The sequence below is a fragment of the Streptomyces sp. NPDC053426 genome, assembly GCF_055585405.1.
In genome coordinates this window covers 37,847-53,184 of the sequence record NZ_JBVJKE010000007.1, presented here as the reverse complement: position 1 = coordinate 53,184, position 15,338 = coordinate 37,847, and the positions used below count along the sequence as shown (strand labels likewise).

General features: G+C 68.7%; 15 protein-coding genes. 6 read left to right on the top strand and 9 right to left on the bottom strand.

Going from position 1 to position 15,338, the window contains the following annotated elements; translation table 11 throughout:
* Window positions 1-110: 110 nt before the first annotated feature.
* The 3 genes from ACZ62B_RS15965 to ACZ62B_RS15955 form a co-directional block, all read right to left on the bottom strand.
* Window positions 111-1,355, bottom strand: a complete 1,245-nt coding sequence (locus ACZ62B_RS15965; protein ID WP_469690745.1) for an McrC family protein — start codon at window positions 1,353-1,355, stop codon at window positions 111-113.
* Window positions 1,348-3,459, bottom strand: a complete 2,112-nt coding sequence (locus ACZ62B_RS15960; RefSeq protein WP_469690743.1) for an McrB family protein — start codon at window positions 3,457-3,459, stop codon at window positions 1,348-1,350. Before ACZ62B_RS15960 ends, ACZ62B_RS15965 begins: the two co-directional genes overlap by 8 nt.
* A 196-nt stretch (window positions 3,460-3,655) precedes the next feature.
* A complete protein-coding gene (locus ACZ62B_RS15955; protein ID WP_469690742.1) occupies window positions 3,656-4,144 on the bottom strand; it encodes a hypothetical protein in 489 nt (162 codons plus the stop codon).
* 348 nt (window positions 4,145-4,492) lie between these two features.
* On the opposite strand from ACZ62B_RS15955, the gene ACZ62B_RS15950 reads away from it, so the two are divergent.
* Complete coding sequence (locus tag ACZ62B_RS15950; protein ID WP_469690740.1) at window positions 4,493-5,596, top strand: ADP-ribosylglycohydrolase family protein; 1,104 nt, start codon at window positions 4,493-4,495, stop codon at window positions 5,594-5,596.
* A 120-nt stretch (window positions 5,597-5,716) separates the two neighbouring features.
* Here ACZ62B_RS15950 and ACZ62B_RS15945 read toward each other — a convergent pair whose 3' ends face one another.
* The 4 genes from ACZ62B_RS15945 to ACZ62B_RS15930 all read right to left on the bottom strand — a co-directional run bounded on the left by ACZ62B_RS15945 (window position 5,717) and on the right by ACZ62B_RS15930 (window position 7,766).
* Window positions 5,717-6,115, bottom strand: coding sequence for a PIN domain-containing protein (locus ACZ62B_RS15945; protein ID WP_469690738.1), 399 nt, complete (start codon window positions 6,113-6,115; stop codon window positions 5,717-5,719).
* The gene (locus ACZ62B_RS15940; protein WP_469690736.1) at window positions 6,112-6,408 is read right to left on the bottom strand and encodes a hypothetical protein; all 297 of its coding nucleotides are present in this window, start codon (window positions 6,406-6,408) and stop codon (window positions 6,112-6,114) included. Before ACZ62B_RS15940 ends, ACZ62B_RS15945 begins: the two co-directional genes overlap by 4 nt.
* An 89-nt stretch (window positions 6,409-6,497) precedes the next feature.
* Window positions 6,498-6,932, bottom strand: a complete 435-nt coding sequence (locus ACZ62B_RS15935) for an ATP-binding protein (RefSeq protein ID WP_468719129.1) — start codon at window positions 6,930-6,932, stop codon at window positions 6,498-6,500.
* A gap of 399 nt (window positions 6,933-7,331) precedes the next feature.
* On the bottom strand, window positions 7,332-7,766 hold the full coding sequence (locus tag ACZ62B_RS15930) for an Rrf2 family transcriptional regulator (protein WP_468719130.1): 435 nt from the start codon (window positions 7,764-7,766) through the stop codon (window positions 7,332-7,334).
* Window positions 7,767-7,896: 130 nt separating this feature from the next.
* Between ACZ62B_RS15930 and ACZ62B_RS15925 the strand changes: the two genes are divergently transcribed.
* The 5 genes from ACZ62B_RS15925 (at window position 7,897) to ACZ62B_RS15905 (ending at window position 11,585) form a co-directional block, all read left to right on the top strand.
* Window positions 7,897-8,646, top strand: a complete 750-nt coding sequence (locus ACZ62B_RS15925) for an SDR family NAD(P)-dependent oxidoreductase (protein ID WP_344558585.1) — start codon at window positions 7,897-7,899, stop codon at window positions 8,644-8,646.
* A gap of 211 nt (window positions 8,647-8,857) precedes the next feature.
* On the top strand, window positions 8,858-9,352 hold the full coding sequence (locus ACZ62B_RS15920) for a nuclear transport factor 2-like protein (RefSeq protein ID WP_469690734.1): 495 nt from the start codon (window positions 8,858-8,860) through the stop codon (window positions 9,350-9,352).
* Window positions 9,353-9,386: 34 nt separating this feature from the next.
* On the top strand, window positions 9,387-10,295 hold the full coding sequence (locus ACZ62B_RS15915) for an NAD-dependent epimerase/dehydratase family protein (RefSeq protein WP_344558589.1): 909 nt from the start codon (window positions 9,387-9,389) through the stop codon (window positions 10,293-10,295).
* A gap of 244 nt (window positions 10,296-10,539) precedes the next feature.
* A complete protein-coding gene (locus tag ACZ62B_RS15910; RefSeq protein ID WP_469690732.1) occupies window positions 10,540-11,400 on the top strand; it encodes a helix-turn-helix domain-containing protein in 861 nt (286 codons plus the stop codon).
* A complete protein-coding gene (locus tag ACZ62B_RS15905; RefSeq protein WP_344558593.1) occupies window positions 11,397-11,585 on the top strand; it encodes a DUF397 domain-containing protein in 189 nt (62 codons plus the stop codon). The genes ACZ62B_RS15910 and ACZ62B_RS15905 overlap by 4 nt, the downstream gene beginning before the upstream one ends.
* A gap of 64 nt (window positions 11,586-11,649) precedes the next feature.
* Here the strand turns inward: ACZ62B_RS15905 and ACZ62B_RS15900 are convergent, their stop codons facing one another.
* Together ACZ62B_RS15900 and ACZ62B_RS15895 are read right to left on the bottom strand one after the other, a co-directional pair.
* Complete coding sequence (locus tag ACZ62B_RS15900; protein WP_468877470.1) at window positions 11,650-12,900, bottom strand: hypothetical protein; 1,251 nt, start codon at window positions 12,898-12,900, stop codon at window positions 11,650-11,652.
* Between the two features lie 9 nt (window positions 12,901-12,909).
* Window positions 12,910-15,189, bottom strand: coding sequence for a hypothetical protein (locus ACZ62B_RS15895; protein ID WP_469690729.1), 2,280 nt, complete (start codon window positions 15,187-15,189; stop codon window positions 12,910-12,912).
* Window positions 15,190-15,338: the final 149 nt, after the last annotated feature.

Sequence of the window (15,338 nt, the reverse complement as noted above, 5' to 3'; positions counted from 1 at the left end):
ATTCGAAAATGTGTACACACGGGAGTGTGTTCGAGGGCTGGCCCATTGCGTGCGTTGAAGAGAGGGGGTGGTGGAGAACCCTGCGATGTGCCTGCCGGCCGGCGGTCGGCTCAGAGGAGTGTGTCCCCGATCCACGCGACCGCCTGCCCGGGGTGCGTGTCGGTGTCGACACCGATGACGTGGAGCGTGGCGAGCATGCCCTGAGGGCTGTCGACCTTCAGCAGGCGATGGGCGCGGCCACCGGACTGCGGATGCACGATGACGGCGCTCGCCGTGGTGCAGGAGCTGTAGCCGGCTCCGTAGGTGAGCAGTTGGTGGACGTCCGCGGCGCTGACGCCGTGGCGGTCGTAGCGCTTGTACTTGGCGTCCACGGGCAGCAGTGAGCGGGCGGAGCCGTTCCGGCCGGGGAGTTCGAACAGTACGTCGGGCCGGAAGGCGGAGGGGTTGCCCAGGTCCCCGCGGACGGTGATTCCGGCACCGTCGTTTCCGGGGAGCACCCGGCCGCCGTGCCGGGCGGCGACCTCGGTCACGAGGCGCCGGACGACGGCTTCCCAGAGAGCGGGCATGCGCAGGAGCAGTCCGTCGGCCGCGATGCCGCGGTCGGTGAGGAGATCGCTCACGCCACCGCCGCGCAGGATGAGGCGGGCCCAGGTGTGGGCGGCGCGGTAGCGCGCGTTGAGCCTGGTGTAGCGGATACGGTCCAGGGCGTGGAGCGCCGCAGCGGGGGAGACGGCCGTGGGAAAGACCTCGGCGGCACCGTGCAGGCCGCGGGCGAGCCCGGGATGGGCCGTCAGCCGTAGCGCGACTCGCAGTGCGGTTCCCAGGACGCGGTTGTCCCAGACGTCGGTCTCCCGGTCGAACGCGCGGATGTGCAGCCGGTCCAACTGTCCGTAACGGCGCGTGGCTTGTGCTGCCACGTCGAGACGTCCGCGGAGTAGCGGTTCGACGGTCTCGCGACGGACGTAGTCGCGCCGCAGACCGTCGTGCACGAGGTGTTCGCACTGCTCCAGCAGTGCCGTCGCGACGAGCTCGGCGTAACCGTCCGGCTGGGTGGCCCAGTACCGGGTGGGCGACCGCAACGGGCGGGGCGCGTCCAGGGCGTAGCCGAGCCAGCTCATCAGCCGCTCACCCGGAATGGCGAACTTCGGCTCGATGACCAGTCGTAGGCGGTCGAGCACCAGGACCCCGACGGTCGCCTCGGCCTTGAGCCGCCAACCGGAGTGGTCCGCGCCCAGGGTCACGCAGCCGTGGACCTGCAGGGCGTGCAACCGGTCCACGTCCCGTGGAGTGAGCCGGTCCCTGCTCAACGGAACGCTCTGGTACTCGGCGAGCCGGACGACCGGGCGGTCAGACATCGGTGCCGGAGTCGCCGCCGGTGAACTCTGCTGTCAGCGCGTCGGCGAGGTCCTGTGGGGACATCTGCAGGAGACGCCCGGTGTCGGCATCGACCAGGCTGCCCAGGATGCGGGCCAGCAGGTCGGTCCGTCCCAGACAGTAGTCCTCCAACAAGGGGACGACCTCGTGATGGAAGGCGGCCGCCAGGTCGTCCTCCGTGGCGATCGGCTCACCGTCGCGCAGCAGGTAGGCGTGCCCGATCTGGTGGTCGACGTCGAGGTGTCGGGCGATCCGGGTGTTGAGGGACTCGAAGAAGGCCGCAAGGTCGAGAGGACCGATCGTTCCCGACACGGCATCCGGATCGGGGTCGACCGGCAGGAAGGCGAAGCGGCGACGGACCGCCGCGTCGAGGTGGCTGACGCTGCGGTCGGCGGTGTTCATCGTGCCGATGATCCTGATGTTGGGCGGCACGTGAAAGCTGCGCCCGCTGACGGGCAGGGTGACCGGCAGATCTCGCTTGTCGAGTTCGAGGAGGGTGATCAGCTCGCCGAGGACGCGGGGCAGGTCACCACGGTTGATCTCGTCGATGACCAGGAGGAACGGCTGGTCGGGGCGGTCGGAGGCCCGGCGGCACAGATCGTGGAACAGGCCGTCCTTGAGGGCGAGGGTGAGCCCGGGGCCGGCGGCGTCCAGGTCCGGTTTGAAGCCCTCGACGAAGTCCTCGTAGCCGTACGACGGATGGAAGGTGACGAGGCGAACACGGTCATCGCGCAGCAACTCGACCTGAGCCCGGGCGCGTTCGCGCGGCTCGGCGCCGAGGGGGTCGGCGCGGTCGGTCAGGGCGAGGGCCGCGCCGAGCGCGAGTCGTGTCTTGCCCGTTCCGGGTGGCCCGTGCAGGATCACTTGCCCCTTGCGCTCCAGGGCGTCCAGGACGGCCTGCACGTCGTCGGGCAACGCGGCCGCCGTGTCACCCCGCAGTGTTTCGCCCCGGCCGGCGAGCGCGTCGGCTCGGGGCGCGGTGAACTTGGTGAACAGAGCCGGGTCCACCTTGGCGAAGGTGGACCGCCAGCCGTGCTGCGGCCTGTCCAGCCTCCGCGCGTGGGAGGCGTCCCACTCCACCGGTACAACGTGTTGGAACTCGGTGCGGTCGGGGACGAAACGGTAGCTGTCGGTGACCGTGCCCGTGGCGAGGACCTCGTCCGTTCCCCGGTTCGCGACGATCCGGTCGCCCGCCTCCAGATCCCGGAAGGCCAGCAGCCGCCGGGCGAGCGTCAAACTGCCACCGTTCCTCCCGGGCCAGTGCCGGTCGAGCGCTGCTTTGAGTTCGGTGTCGTTCTGGTACTGGCCCAGATCGCCCAGCGCGTCCCAGCCCACACAGATGAACCGGTTCTCGCGGCACTCGTCCCAGCGGCTTCCCCGTTCGCCGGGGGCGATCTTCCAGATGGTGCGCCGTTTGGACCGGGGGTCGTAGTGCCGGTACAGGAAGCGCATCACCTGCTGTCCGCTCCAGCCGCCGAACTCGGCCCGCGAACGGACAAGTTCCAGGAGGCGGCGGTTGCTGCGCCAGGCGGGCGAGTCCGCCTCGGCCGTACCGCCCAGCAGGACGAGGAAGTGCCGCAGGTGCTCGGCCGAGTAGACGGGCAGGAAGTGATCGGGGAAGTAGACGGCCAGGGACTTCGTCACGAGGGCCGGGCCGAAACGCAGCAGGTCGAGTTCGTCCAACGAGTCGAAGTCCTGGCGGTCCACCGTCTCGAAGGCCTGGAGGAACTGCGTGCGCAGGCGTGCCCACGCGTCCTGAGGTTCCCTTCCCCGCAGGGGAGCCGCCATCCGCCACTCGCCGGAGTTGTGGCGGTACATGATGTGCTTGGCGGCGCTGCCTCCCCTGATGCTGCCGAGGTGTGAGGCCCCGAACTCCATCAGCCGGCAGTACCCCATCCCTGGTGCGCGCGCGTCGGGCGCGTCCACCCCGAGGGCATAGCGCTCCAGAGGAAGCGTCGGCCAGTCCTCCAGAGGGAACTGGGCGAGAACCTGCTCGCGCTCCGCGTCGGCCCGTGCCTCGTCCCCGGCCACCGTGCCCCGGTCGAAGGCGGCAGCCGCCGCCCACACATCCACCCCACCGTGCATGGGGCCATCATGCCGGACACGAAGTGCGAGTTGGCGTGGGCCGGGACGAAGTGGGACTCGGACAGACGCGGTCGGTGCAGACGGTGAAGCCGGAAGCGCTCCCGGTGCCGCCGGCGCGTGCGGGCTCGGACCGGCAGGGCGACGATCAGGAGCGCGGGGCATCGATAAGGGGCTCGCGGCCTTGCTGTGCCGCCCGTCAGGAGTAGGACCAGCGCCATGCGTTCGAGCTGTACCTGCACGTGATCCGGGTGCCGCCCGCGGTCGTCGTCGTGGCCCCGTGGTCACTGTTCCGGCAGTACTGCCCCGCCTGGTAGCAGTTGCCAGAGTTGGAGGTGATGGAGCAGGTCCCGCTGTCGCTGCCGGTGCTGCCGCTGGTGCCGGATCCGGCGGCGGCCCGGGCGGTCTTGGTGACGGTGACGGTCGGGCCGGGTGTGGTGACCTTCTTGGTCTTGGTGACCGTGGGGGCGGGTTCCGGCTCGGCGGTGACGGTCGCCGTCGCCGTCGTCGTGACGGTCGGCACGGGCTTGGCGGCCAGGGCCCGGGCGGCGTCCACCTCGTCCTGCGCGGACTGGGTGCCGCCGATAGCTCCCAGGGCGAACAGGGCGGCGCCGACGGCCCACAGTCTCTTGCGCTTGCGCAACGGTCGTATGTCGGACGGACCCTGCGGGTGGTTCTGAGGATTCACGGTCTCTCCCGGGGACGGTGAGCGGGGTGGGCGTACGGCGACTGAGGCGTATGGGTGCGGCTGGGCTGGCCATGCCGTTGCAAACTGGAGCATGAAGTATGCGCGTTGATAATGTCAACAAGCTATCATCCGTAGATGTGTGTACGGTCGTCGATGTGGACCGTCAAGAGTGAACAGTGGTCACGGGAGCAGGACACCGGGGAGCACATGACTCATCAGCGCGGTCTGCGTGAAAGGGCGTTGTCCGCCGGACGGCCGTCCGTAGCGTGGGGAGGTGCGCCGTGCGCATGGCCCCGTGCACCGGGCCCGCTTCCGGCGGAGACCGTTTCGAGAAGAAAGCAGGCTGCCTTGGCCGACGAGATGGAGCAACGAAGGAAGCTCCGGGGGCTTGAGTCCCGGCTGCGGGGGATGATGTTCGGCCTTGCGCTCGGGGACACGGTGGGAACGGCTCGGGGCGAGCCACCGTCCAACGGCCCGTTGCGGGCCGGTGTCAGCACACAACTCGCCTGCTTCACCGTCGAGGGCATCATCCGTGCGATGGTGCGCATGGAGCACAAAGGGATCTGCCACCCGCCGTCGGTGGTCCTGCACGCCTACTGTCGGTGGGCGGCGCTGCAAGGCGTCGAAGCGGAGAGGATGCGGTCCCGCTGGGCCTCCGGGACCGGAGCGGAGTGGCCGGACGGCTGGCTCGCGGGTGTGCCCGTACTGGCCGAGCGGCGGGGCAGCGCACCGGCGACCGTGGCCGCCTTGTCCCGGATCGACGAACGCCACGAACGGACGGCCACGCGAAGCCGAGGCTGTCACGCTCTGACACGGGCCCTCCCGATCTCGGCGATCGGGGAGGAGGGAGCCGCGCTGGCCGGCGAGACCGCCGCCCTCACACACGGTGACGCAGCAGCGCGGTCCGCCACCGTCCGGGCGACCGCGCTGCTCCATCACTGCCTGACCGGCTCCTCTGAAGGAGCCCATCGTTCCGTCACCGCCGACCGGTCGGTACGGGAGGCCCTGCGCACAGGTATCGCCGCACTCCCGCCACCGGGCCGCGACGACGAGCGCGACCACCTCATGAAGGTGTTCCGGTACGCCGTCGAGCAGCCCGCGGACACGGGACTGCTCGTACGGCTCGCGCCGGACGCCACCGCCCCTTCGGCATTGCACGGCGGCCTCTACGCCGCGGTGTCCTTCCCCGGCCGAGCCGACTTCAGAAACGCACTCCGGTTCGCGGCGGGAGCGCCGGACGGCGACTCCGTCGCCTGTGTGACGGGCGCGGTGCTCGGCGCCGTACACGGGATCGAGGCACTGCCCGTGGACCTGGTGAGCCGTCACGAACTGTCATGGGTGCTCGACACCTTGGCGCGTGACCTGCTGCTCCAGATCCTCGACTCGCCCAGCGGCAGCGAGTACGTCGAAGGCTGGGACCCGCACTGGTGGAGCCGTTATCCCGGTTGGTGACTTCCGCCGGTCGTGGACGACGCAGCCTGCCGGACCGAGGAAGAGGAGAGGCCCGCTGGGCCGACCCGTGCCCTGTCCGTCGCTTCCGTGCCCGGGGAGGTGGGGCGGCGGACAGGCCGGTCACAGACCCATGACGACCACACGGTCCCCGCACAGCTTGCGCAGGTCGTCCTCGTCGGAGGTGAAGACGGTGACCGGCCCCGGCTGTCGCAGGGCGACGGCGGCCAGGGCCGCGTCGATGGCGTACTTGTGGCCGTGGAGGCCGGCTTCCTTGAGCAGTTCGACGGCATCCTTGGCGATGTCCTCGGTCACCGGCTCGACGTGGATCCGGGAGAGAGCCCAGTGCCAGGCCGGGAGGTAGGTCCGTACGTCGTACGCCTCGATCAAGGTCATGGACGTGGTCATCACGCGGATGCCGGAGAGGTGGGCCGTTTTGAGGCGCCCTTTCATCGCGGTGACCCCCCGCACGGTCTGGGACAGGCCCTCGGAGTCGAGCAGATAGACGATGCTGTTCTTCACGCGACGTGCCGCTCCTGTCCGGCCTGCTGCTCGGTGACACGCTCCGCACGGATCCTCTCCGCATGGGCGTGCTCGATCTTCTTGCGCTCGGCCTCGGCCGCGGCCAGTTCCTCCTCGGTGACAGGGCCGTATTCCGTCTCCAGCCAGTCGACGAGCTCGCCGAGCCGGTCCTGCTCACGCCGACGCTCTATGGCCTGTGTGACATAGCGGCTGAACCCGCCGGGGCCCACCTCCGCCCGGATGGCCTCGGCGAGCTCCTCGGGAAGCGTGACGGTGTACTTCTTGGTTGCCATACCATCGACCATACCGTTCTCATCGCTGATGGAAGACCTGAGCGACGGCGGCCTCACCTCATCGAGCGTGTCGGCGAACATGACAGCGTTCAGCACGCGCACTCGGCCCAGACGGTCTTGCCGCCCGGCGGATACGGCTCCGTACCCCAGCGGTCGGCCAGGGCGGTGACGATGAGCAGGCCCCGGCCCGACTCGTCGTCCGACGGCGTGGCGAAGTCCGTCACGGGGGAGGGAGACCGGTCCTCGCGGGCGTCGGTGACCGCGATGCGCAGGACGCCGGCGGCCGGGGCGTGGGTGAGGGCGAGACGGAAGTCGCGGCCCTGGACGTGGCCGTGCAGCGCCGCGTTGGCGGCCAGCTCCGCGACGATCTGCCCCGCGCGGTCGGTGACGCCGGGTGACACCTGCCAGGTCCGCAGCTGCTCGTAGGTGAGCAGACGGGCGAGGCGGGCACCGCGCCGGGTGGACGAGAACTGCTGCGTGAACGTCCGCGCGGCGGCGGGGAGCTGTGGGGTGGTTGTGCTCATGGGACCACCGTGGCGGGCGCGCGGGGCGCGTTCGAGAGGAGAGCCCCGTACGTCGGGTCACCGTACGGACACATGCTGTGCGGGTGTCGGGCACCCGCTCCGATGCCTGTGGGCTCGGGAAGTCCGGGCTCCCCTGACCAGGTCCGACGGTGCGCCGAGGTCTCCGGAGCGGCTTCGGTTTCGTCCAGCTCCGCGCGCCGTGCGGTGATCCGTTCCAGCGGCTCGGGATCCGGCATGCACCGGATCCTGGAAGGCCGCCCGGTCACGGTGAGCGCGAACCGGCAAGCTGGTCCTGGAGTGGGAGAGGGCGCAACCGTCTTCGGTGTGACCGGTTGCCAGGCTGTTCACCGGCCTGGGTGTGGAGGGGGATCCGGGTGATGTCAGGGCGTGACGGGGAGGCTAGCGAGGTGCCGCGAGTACGTCCCGGAGTACGTTCTCGAGCGTGACGCGGGCCAGTTCGTGTCTCAGGGTCTCCTCGATGCCCTCGTAGATGCTCCGCATCGCCGGCTGGATGCCGTGACCCACCACGCATCCCTGGTCCGGGGTGGTGCGGTGCATCGCGAACAGCGGGCCGGGTTCCACTGCCTCGTACACGTCGAGCAGGGTCATCGACTCCAGCTCGCGTGCCAGCGACCAGCCCGCGCCCGCGCCCCGCCGGGACTCCACGAGCCCGGCCTCGCGCAGTTCGCCGAGCAGCCGTCTGATCACCACGGGGTTGGTGTTCGCGCTGGTCGCGATCTGCTCGGAGGTGGCGACCTCATGGCCCTGACGCTGGTAGAGGCCGATCCAGGCCAGCGCGTGGGCGGCGATGGTCAGCCTGCTGTTGGCGCTCATGAACCCCTCCTCTCGACCGCAACGGTTCATGTTACGACGACGTAGTCGTAACAGTAAAGGTTGCAACGAACTGTCGTAACAACTAACGTTGCGACTGTCGGGGGAAGGGTCAATCAACGAGGTGAGAAGAATGAGCAAGCCACTCATGGGCAAGGTCGCCCTGGTCACCGGGGGGTCGCGCGGACTGGGAGCGGCGACCGTACGGCTGCTGGCCGAGCAGGGCGCCGACGTCGCCTTCACCTACGTCAGCTCCGAGAAGCAGGCGCGGGCCGTCGTCGACGAGGTGCACGGCAAGGGAGCCAAGGCCGTCGCCTTCCAGTCCGACCAGGCGGACACGAGCCGGGCGCCGGCACTGATCGACGACGTGGTCGCGCACTTCGGCGGCCTGGACATCCTCGTCAACAACGCGGCGATCTCCGCGGCCGGCAAGGTGGACGACCCGGACACCGACACCGCCGCACTGGACCGGATGCACGCCACCAACTACCTCGGCGTGATCGCCGTCATCCGGGCCGCATCCCGAGTGTTGCGCACGGGCGGTCGCATCATCACGGTGAGTTCCGGACTGGGCTCCCGGGTCGGCGCCCCCGGCCTTGCCGACTACTCGGCGACCAAGTCCGGGATCGAGAGGTACACCATGGGCGTCGCACGCGACCTCGGGCCCCGGAACATCACGGCCAACGTCGTGGAGGCCGGACTGATGGAGGGCGGCATGGAGCCGCCGGACCCCGAGACCCTCAAGGTCTTGGTCGGCTCGCTGTCCCTGCAACGCATGGGACACCCCGACGAGATCGCCGCGGCGATCGCCTTCCTCGCGAGCCCCGCCGCGTCGTACGTCACGGGCGCGGTGCTGGACGCCCACGGCGGCTACAACGCCTGAACCCGAACTCCTGCCACGCGCCCCGAAGGACATCGCGCCTTCGGGGCGTACGCACCGCCGGCGACCCGCACGTGCGTGGACGGCTCCCCTCCCCACGCGCGCGGCAATTTTTGCCATAGCAGCAAGGCGCCTTCGTGAATCGGCACGGCGGCGCGGACGCTGGTTCTCGAGCGCCCCTGACTGCATAGGGGTAGGTACGAGAGGGCAACCGATGACCAGCAGTGACATAGCCGCAGCCGCTGCGGGCCGGCCCGACGAACAGGACTCCGAGTCGTCCGCCCGCTTGGCCGCTGTGCGCCAAGTCGCCAGTCGGTTCACCGGGACGTATGGCCTGACGCAGGTCGACCCCGAGTTCGGTCTGCTCTTCGCCGAGACCGTGGAGGTCTGGCACAGCTTCGATCACGAGACCGTGTCACTTCCCGGCAAGGAGTTCGCGGGTGCGATGCTGCGGATGCTCCGTGCGACCGCCGACCTCGTGAGAAACCACGCCGACCGCATCTGGTCCCTCCACGTCGACCACCACGGCTTCGCTCTGGCCGCCACCGCTTCGGGCGAATTGGAGAACGGCACCCCGGTGCGCATTTCACGTTGCCTCCAGGTGACGGTCCACGAGGGGCGGATCACTCGCATCTGCGAGTTCGGCGACCGACAGCAGCGCCTGCCGCTGGATGAGGCCCTGCGTGCCGCGGGCCGCTTCCGCAGCTGACGCCCCCACCACCCCGACATCGCCAGGAGTCATCATGGACGTCTTTCTCACAGGTGCCGGCGGCTATATCGGCGGAGCCGTAGCCCGCCGTCTGATCCGCGAGGGGCACACGGTGCGCGGCTTGACCCGCACGCCCGGCGTGGTCGGTGCTCTCGCCGCCGCCGGCATCACACCGGTCGTCGGGGACCTCGACGACGCGGCGCTGCTCAAGCGAGAGGCCGACCGCGCCGACGCGGTCGTCAACGCCGCTCACAGCGACCACCGCGGTGCTGTGGCCGCCTTTGTCGACGCCCTGCGGGGTTCGGGCAAGGTGTTGATCCACACCAGCGGGACCAGCGTCATCGGTGACGACGCCCAGGGCCAGTACGCATCCGAGGTGGTCTTCGACGACGTGAAGCCCTTCGGTCCGGGGGACCACGAGATCCGCCGGGCCCGGTACGCCATCGACCGCTCCGTCGTCGATGCCGGTGCGGCGGGAGTGCGTTCGGTGGTGCTGTGCAACTCACTGATCTACGGCAACGGCACGGGACCGCGCCCGCAGACCGTGCTGATCCCGCCGCTGGTCACACAGGCCCAGGCCGGCAGGGCCGTCCGCGTCGTCGGACGCGGCCTGAACCGCTGGTCGACGGTACACCTCGATGACATGGCCGACCTGTATCACCTGGCGCTCACCGACCCCGCGGCCACGGGCTTCTACTTCGTGGAGGGCGGCGAGGACGCCTCGTTCGCCGAGATCGGTGAGGCGATCGCCCGTCGGCTGGGCCTGGGGCCGGTGGAGCCGTGGGATCTGGGTTCCGCTGCGGCCGCGTGGGGGGAGGGTTTCTCCCGGTACGCCCTCGGCGCCAACAGCCGCGTACGTGCCACCCGGGCTCACGACCTTGGCTGGCGCCCCTCGCGCCCGTCGATCACGAAGTGGATCGAGCAGGAGATGCCCTTGCCGTGAGGCGGTCGGCGCGTCGGTGGTGTGGTGACGCGGTCAAGGGTGGGGCCGGGGGCTCGCCTCCAGGGCGAAAAATCCCTTCCGGTTGCGGACACGCAGCTCTCGCGTGAGCGTCTATGCGGGGTGCCCCCGTACGGTGCGTCACCGTACGGGGATGACGGGTGAGTCGTACGAGTGTCCTTCTGGCTGCTCCCGGCGTTTTTCATCAGAGGGACCCGGTGTGCGCGAACCTGGAGGTGGACCTCGGATGACGACCGACCATGTGGAGCCGGCGGTGCCGGGCGGGGAGTGCGAGCGGGAACCGGATCCGTCGGACAGCCTGCGGACGTTCGGGGCCGTCGTCCAGGCGCTGCGGGAGCACGCGGGGCTGAGCAGGGTGCAGTTCGGGGAGCTGGTCCGGTACTCCAAGCACACGGTGGAATCGGTGGAGTTGGGGCGGCGGATGCCGGACGCGTCCTTCGTGGAGCGGGCGGAGGAGGCGCTGGGGAACACGGGCGCGCTGCGGCATTCGGCGCGGTTTCTGACGCGGGGGGAGGCGGGGCTGGCAGTTTGGTTTCGGCAGTGGGCCAGGCTGGAGCGTACGGCGGTGAGTCTGTGCACGTATGAGTGTCGGCTGATCCCTGGGCTGTTGCAGTCGGAGGGGTACGTACGGACTCTCTGCGAGAACGAGATTCCACCCTTGTCGGATGATGCTCTGGAGACCACCGTCCAGGTGCGCATGGAGCGTCAGCAACTGCTCCGCGAACGTCCCAACACGACGTTCGACTTCGTCATCGAAGAGGCCGTTCTCATGCGCCGCTTGGGAGGGACGCAAGTCACGGCGGAGCAGCTCGATCTCATCCTTGAGCTCGGCCTTCTGCGCAACGTCACCGTTCAGGTCATGCCTGCGGACAGCGAGCAGCATGCATGCCTTTCAGGGCCTGTACGACTGCTGGAGATGCCGGACGGCCGCTGGCGGGCGTACTCCGAGGGCCAGGAGAACGGCCGCTTGATCGCTGGCCCGAAAGAGGTGAGCCGCATCCATATGCGCTATGCAAGACTGCGTTCGCAGGCACTTTCCCCGAAGGACTCCGTGGGCCTGCTGATGCGGATCAGAGGAGCGGTATGAACACGTCCGAACTCGGTTGGTTCAAGTCCAGCTACAGCAGCGCACAGGGAGACGACTGCGTGGAGGTCGCCGTCACGGAGCAGACGGTCCACGTACGGGACTCCAAGGACGTGGTACGACGGCCGTTCGCCGTGGGGCGTGAGGGCTGGGCTCACTTCGTGGGCTTCGCGGCGGCACGGGACTGAGGGAGTCCAGTTGTGGGGCGGGTGGTTGGCGGCTCGCCCCACGGTGTGGGTGGTCGGTGCTCACTCAGCCTTCCCCATCGCGCTCCTTTCCGTCCTTGCGTAGGCGGCGTGCTCGCTCGGCGATCTCGCTGGAGAGCTTGCCCTTGACCGAGCCGGCTTGGTTAAGGGTTTCGTTGCCGAGGCTTCTGGCGACACTGACGCCCTTCGCTCCTGTCTCGAGCGCTTTGTCCCTCACCTCCGCCGCCGCGTCCACCCATCGTCTTGCTTCGGACGACTGGCGACCGGACTCGATCCCGAGCCGCGCGTGGAAAGCATGGACACCGGTCACCACATGGTTGCTCGACTGGACCACAGCCGGAGACTTGGCCGGGTACAGCAACACCTTCGCGTTGGCCGCGTCGGCAGCCGAGTTCATCCGGGCCACCAGGCGCTCGGTGCTCCGTGAGATGAGATCCAGTCGGTTCTGTCGGGCCACCCGAAGCCCGAGGCGATGCTGGTCCAGCTGATCCGGATGCGCGTCCAGCACTCGGTCGAGTTCGAGCACCGCGATCGCGTCCTGCAGCTGGAAGCAGCGAGCCAGAACAGCGAGCCACTCCCGAACCTTGGGCTCAACTTCCTTGACCGCCGTGGCGAGATCGCCGATCTTGGGCTTGCTTTCCAACTTCTCCGCAAGGGCGTCGAGTTGCCGCAGGGCGTACACCTGAGTATCCGCGATCGTTGTCGGCGCGGTCTGCACCTTCGACCACGTGACCTCGGAGACTCGGCCCACCTGCTCTCGGATGGTCATGGTCTCCTCGATCACGAGGTCCATTCCGATCATGCGGGACAGCACCGCGTCCTTCTGGGCCCGGAGCACGTCGTTGACCTTCTCGTCGATCGCAGCGAGATAGTCGGTGATCTCGTCCATGGTCTGCTGCATCGAGAGCTGCGCCATGACCCCTGCGACACCGGCCAGACGCGCAGGGTTGGTCAGGAACGAGCCGGCCCCCTTCTCGATTTGGAGCCAATTCTTGATTGAGCCGGGTTTCCCCACCATCGCATGGCTGATGCCTGGCGTCTTGCTTTCCATCAGCCCGAACTTCTTGACACGCTCCGCGGACTCCATGGTCAGCTTCACCCAGCGACCGGAGTTGGCGGCAATGTCCGAACCCGCCTGTGCGACTGTGGCTCCGGTACCGAAGATGGACTTGAGTCGTTGCACCCCGAGGTCCTTCGACGGCAATCCCTCCGAGACGAGGAAGCGTTCGACATCCGTCGCATTCCCGATGGCTGCCAGTCCATCGCCGTCGCTAATCAGCTGGATCTCGTTGTCCATGGTCGATTCCTAGGTGTTCGGGGCGTCCGTCGACGGCTCGTGTGCCGCAAAGGCGCGGGCCTGCTCCAGCTTCCGGATACGGCCGAGTTCGATGGGGCGTGTGGTGTGGGGTCGGCCCAGGGCCTTGAGGATGTCGGCGAAGTACGGCACTGGGGTGTTCTCGGTGGAGATCACCAGCGACGACAGCAATACGCCGGTTGGCCCCGAGGGACGGTCCACTTCGATGAGGATGAATGCGCGAATCTGATCGGACAGGTCTTCCGCGTTGAGGCCTGCGGCTGCCGCGAGCGTGTGCCACCCGACGCTGACCCGGCGACGTGCGGCGGCGAGCAGTGACGTACGGACAGAGGTGATGACAGCTGCTTGGGTGAGGCCCCGCTTTGTCCAGAAGGCACCGCCCTCGGCAAGCCGTGGCGGGGTTCTCGTCCCCTGCGCCGACTGTCTGACCAGGGCGTAAGCCCGCTCTCGCTCCGTCTTCCATGCTGCTGCGGCGGTCGGGGCATCGTCGGAGGGTTCCCACCCCAGTTCCCTCAACGCAGCTTCGAAGAACGAAACCGGTCCACCCTGTTGACTGTCCGCTCGGATGAGTGAGGAAAGGACGGGACGGTCGGAACCGTACGGGAAATCCACAGCGACCAGGAGGCGCACGCCGTCCTCCGGGGCCACAGTGGAAGCGACGACGCGTGCCTTCTTGAGCAGTGTCGACCACTTGATGAGACCGTGGCCGCGGGCGACGAGATGCAGGTGCTGTCGGAGTCGGCCAACCAGGTCGGAGTTGATCGTCAGCGGCACCGTCGTGGTTGTGGGCGCCGCGCTCCCGATGCCTTGATGCGCGGTCTTCTGCTGTTTGGCCCAGATGGCCTCGACCCGTGCATCGGGGAGGTCGGCCTCCCACCCGAGGCCGACGAGCACGTCGCGGAAGAACGGGGGCACCCCGGGCCGCTGCCCCGCCAGTTTGACCAATGAGGCAAGCACAGGCTTCCCACTGGAGCGGTGATGTCCCGTGGCGACGAGGAGACGCACCCGGTCCTCGGGGGTGAAGTCGGCAGGCGCGTGACCGGCGTACGCGATGAGCGTTTCCCAGTTGATGATGCCGCGGGAACGGGCGACCTTGGCCAGCCTCTTGCGGAACGAGTCGACCAACGCCCATTCCTCGGAGGTCAAGAGCTGCCGGGAGTTCGCCGACCCAGGGGCTTCCGGTTGCCGCGCGGACCGGGTCTGCGGTCTTGGCGGCTCGGGCGAGGGACGCAACGCCGGCCACCGGGGGTCCGTGCGCTCCGCGAGCGCCGAGAAGCTGTGTGCCTGGATGAGCCAGCCCTGCCCGGTGGCCAATGCGGCAGTGTCCAGCGGAGTGAGGTATGCGGGGCCTTCGATGAGGTTGAGGCGATGTGGGAGGGGCGGTTCGATTCCACTGGGAAACGTGAGCCGCATGCGCATCATGCCCGATCCGGCCGGCTGCACATCTGCTTCGTAGAGGAGATACCCCGGATCGGTCCCCACCGCGTCCATGGGAACCGACGCGGTGAAGGCAACACTCTCGGGGAGGAGCGGGAACGCGACGGACGGTGACCGGGGTTCCGGTGTGACCGCCCGAGGCGTGTCGGCGAGGTGCGGTGTGATGATGCCGTCGTCCGTCAGTCGGCAGTGGTCGAGGGTGGTCAGTTCGACACTGTGGTTCGCGCGTTGGGTGCCGACGTACACCTTGCGGGTTCCACGTTCGGTCCGGCAGCTGAAACGTATGGCGTGGCCTTCGGCCTCCACCTCGTTGTGGGCGAGTCCACTGTCGGGTCCGTAGGCCCAGTGGACATGGGTGTTCCTGCCGGAGAGCTCGACTCGGGTCTTCTCCCAGGTAGCGAGGGGAAGACGGGCCATCTGGACACGGATGAGCCGACGTTCCGGGCCGAACCGCACCTCCACGGCATGTCCCGGACCCGATCCCATGTCCGGGTAGGTCACTTCCGCGTTCGGGTGTCCCTGAGCGCGGAGCCACTGATGGAGCGCCTCCCCGATATAGAGGTGGTCCGCACTGTCCTCGCCGGTCCGCGTACGACGGCAGTGGACGGGCGGCCGGTGCGCGAAGTGGCACTTCTTGTCGAGATACCGCTTCGCGGTGAGCTTCTTGCCGCAGCCGCCGAGGAGGATGCCGCAGTAGAAGTCCTCACGGGTGCGCCCCCGCATGAACAGGTCGAAGTCGTCGTGGTCGAACGGCAGGAAGACAGGCGAGCCCGAGCCGGGCCGCCCGGTGACCGCCGTCTGGACCTTGCGGGTGTCTTCCTCGAACTGCGGCATCATCACTCCGGGACTCCGGGATACGAAGCTGTTCAGGCGGGGTGCCGAGGGCCATGGCCCGGGGGCGGGGTGAGGGGGGATGTGTAGGTCTCGCCGTCGACCAGCTCCTGGCTCACTGCCCCTCGCTCCTTCGTCCCTCGTGCACGTCC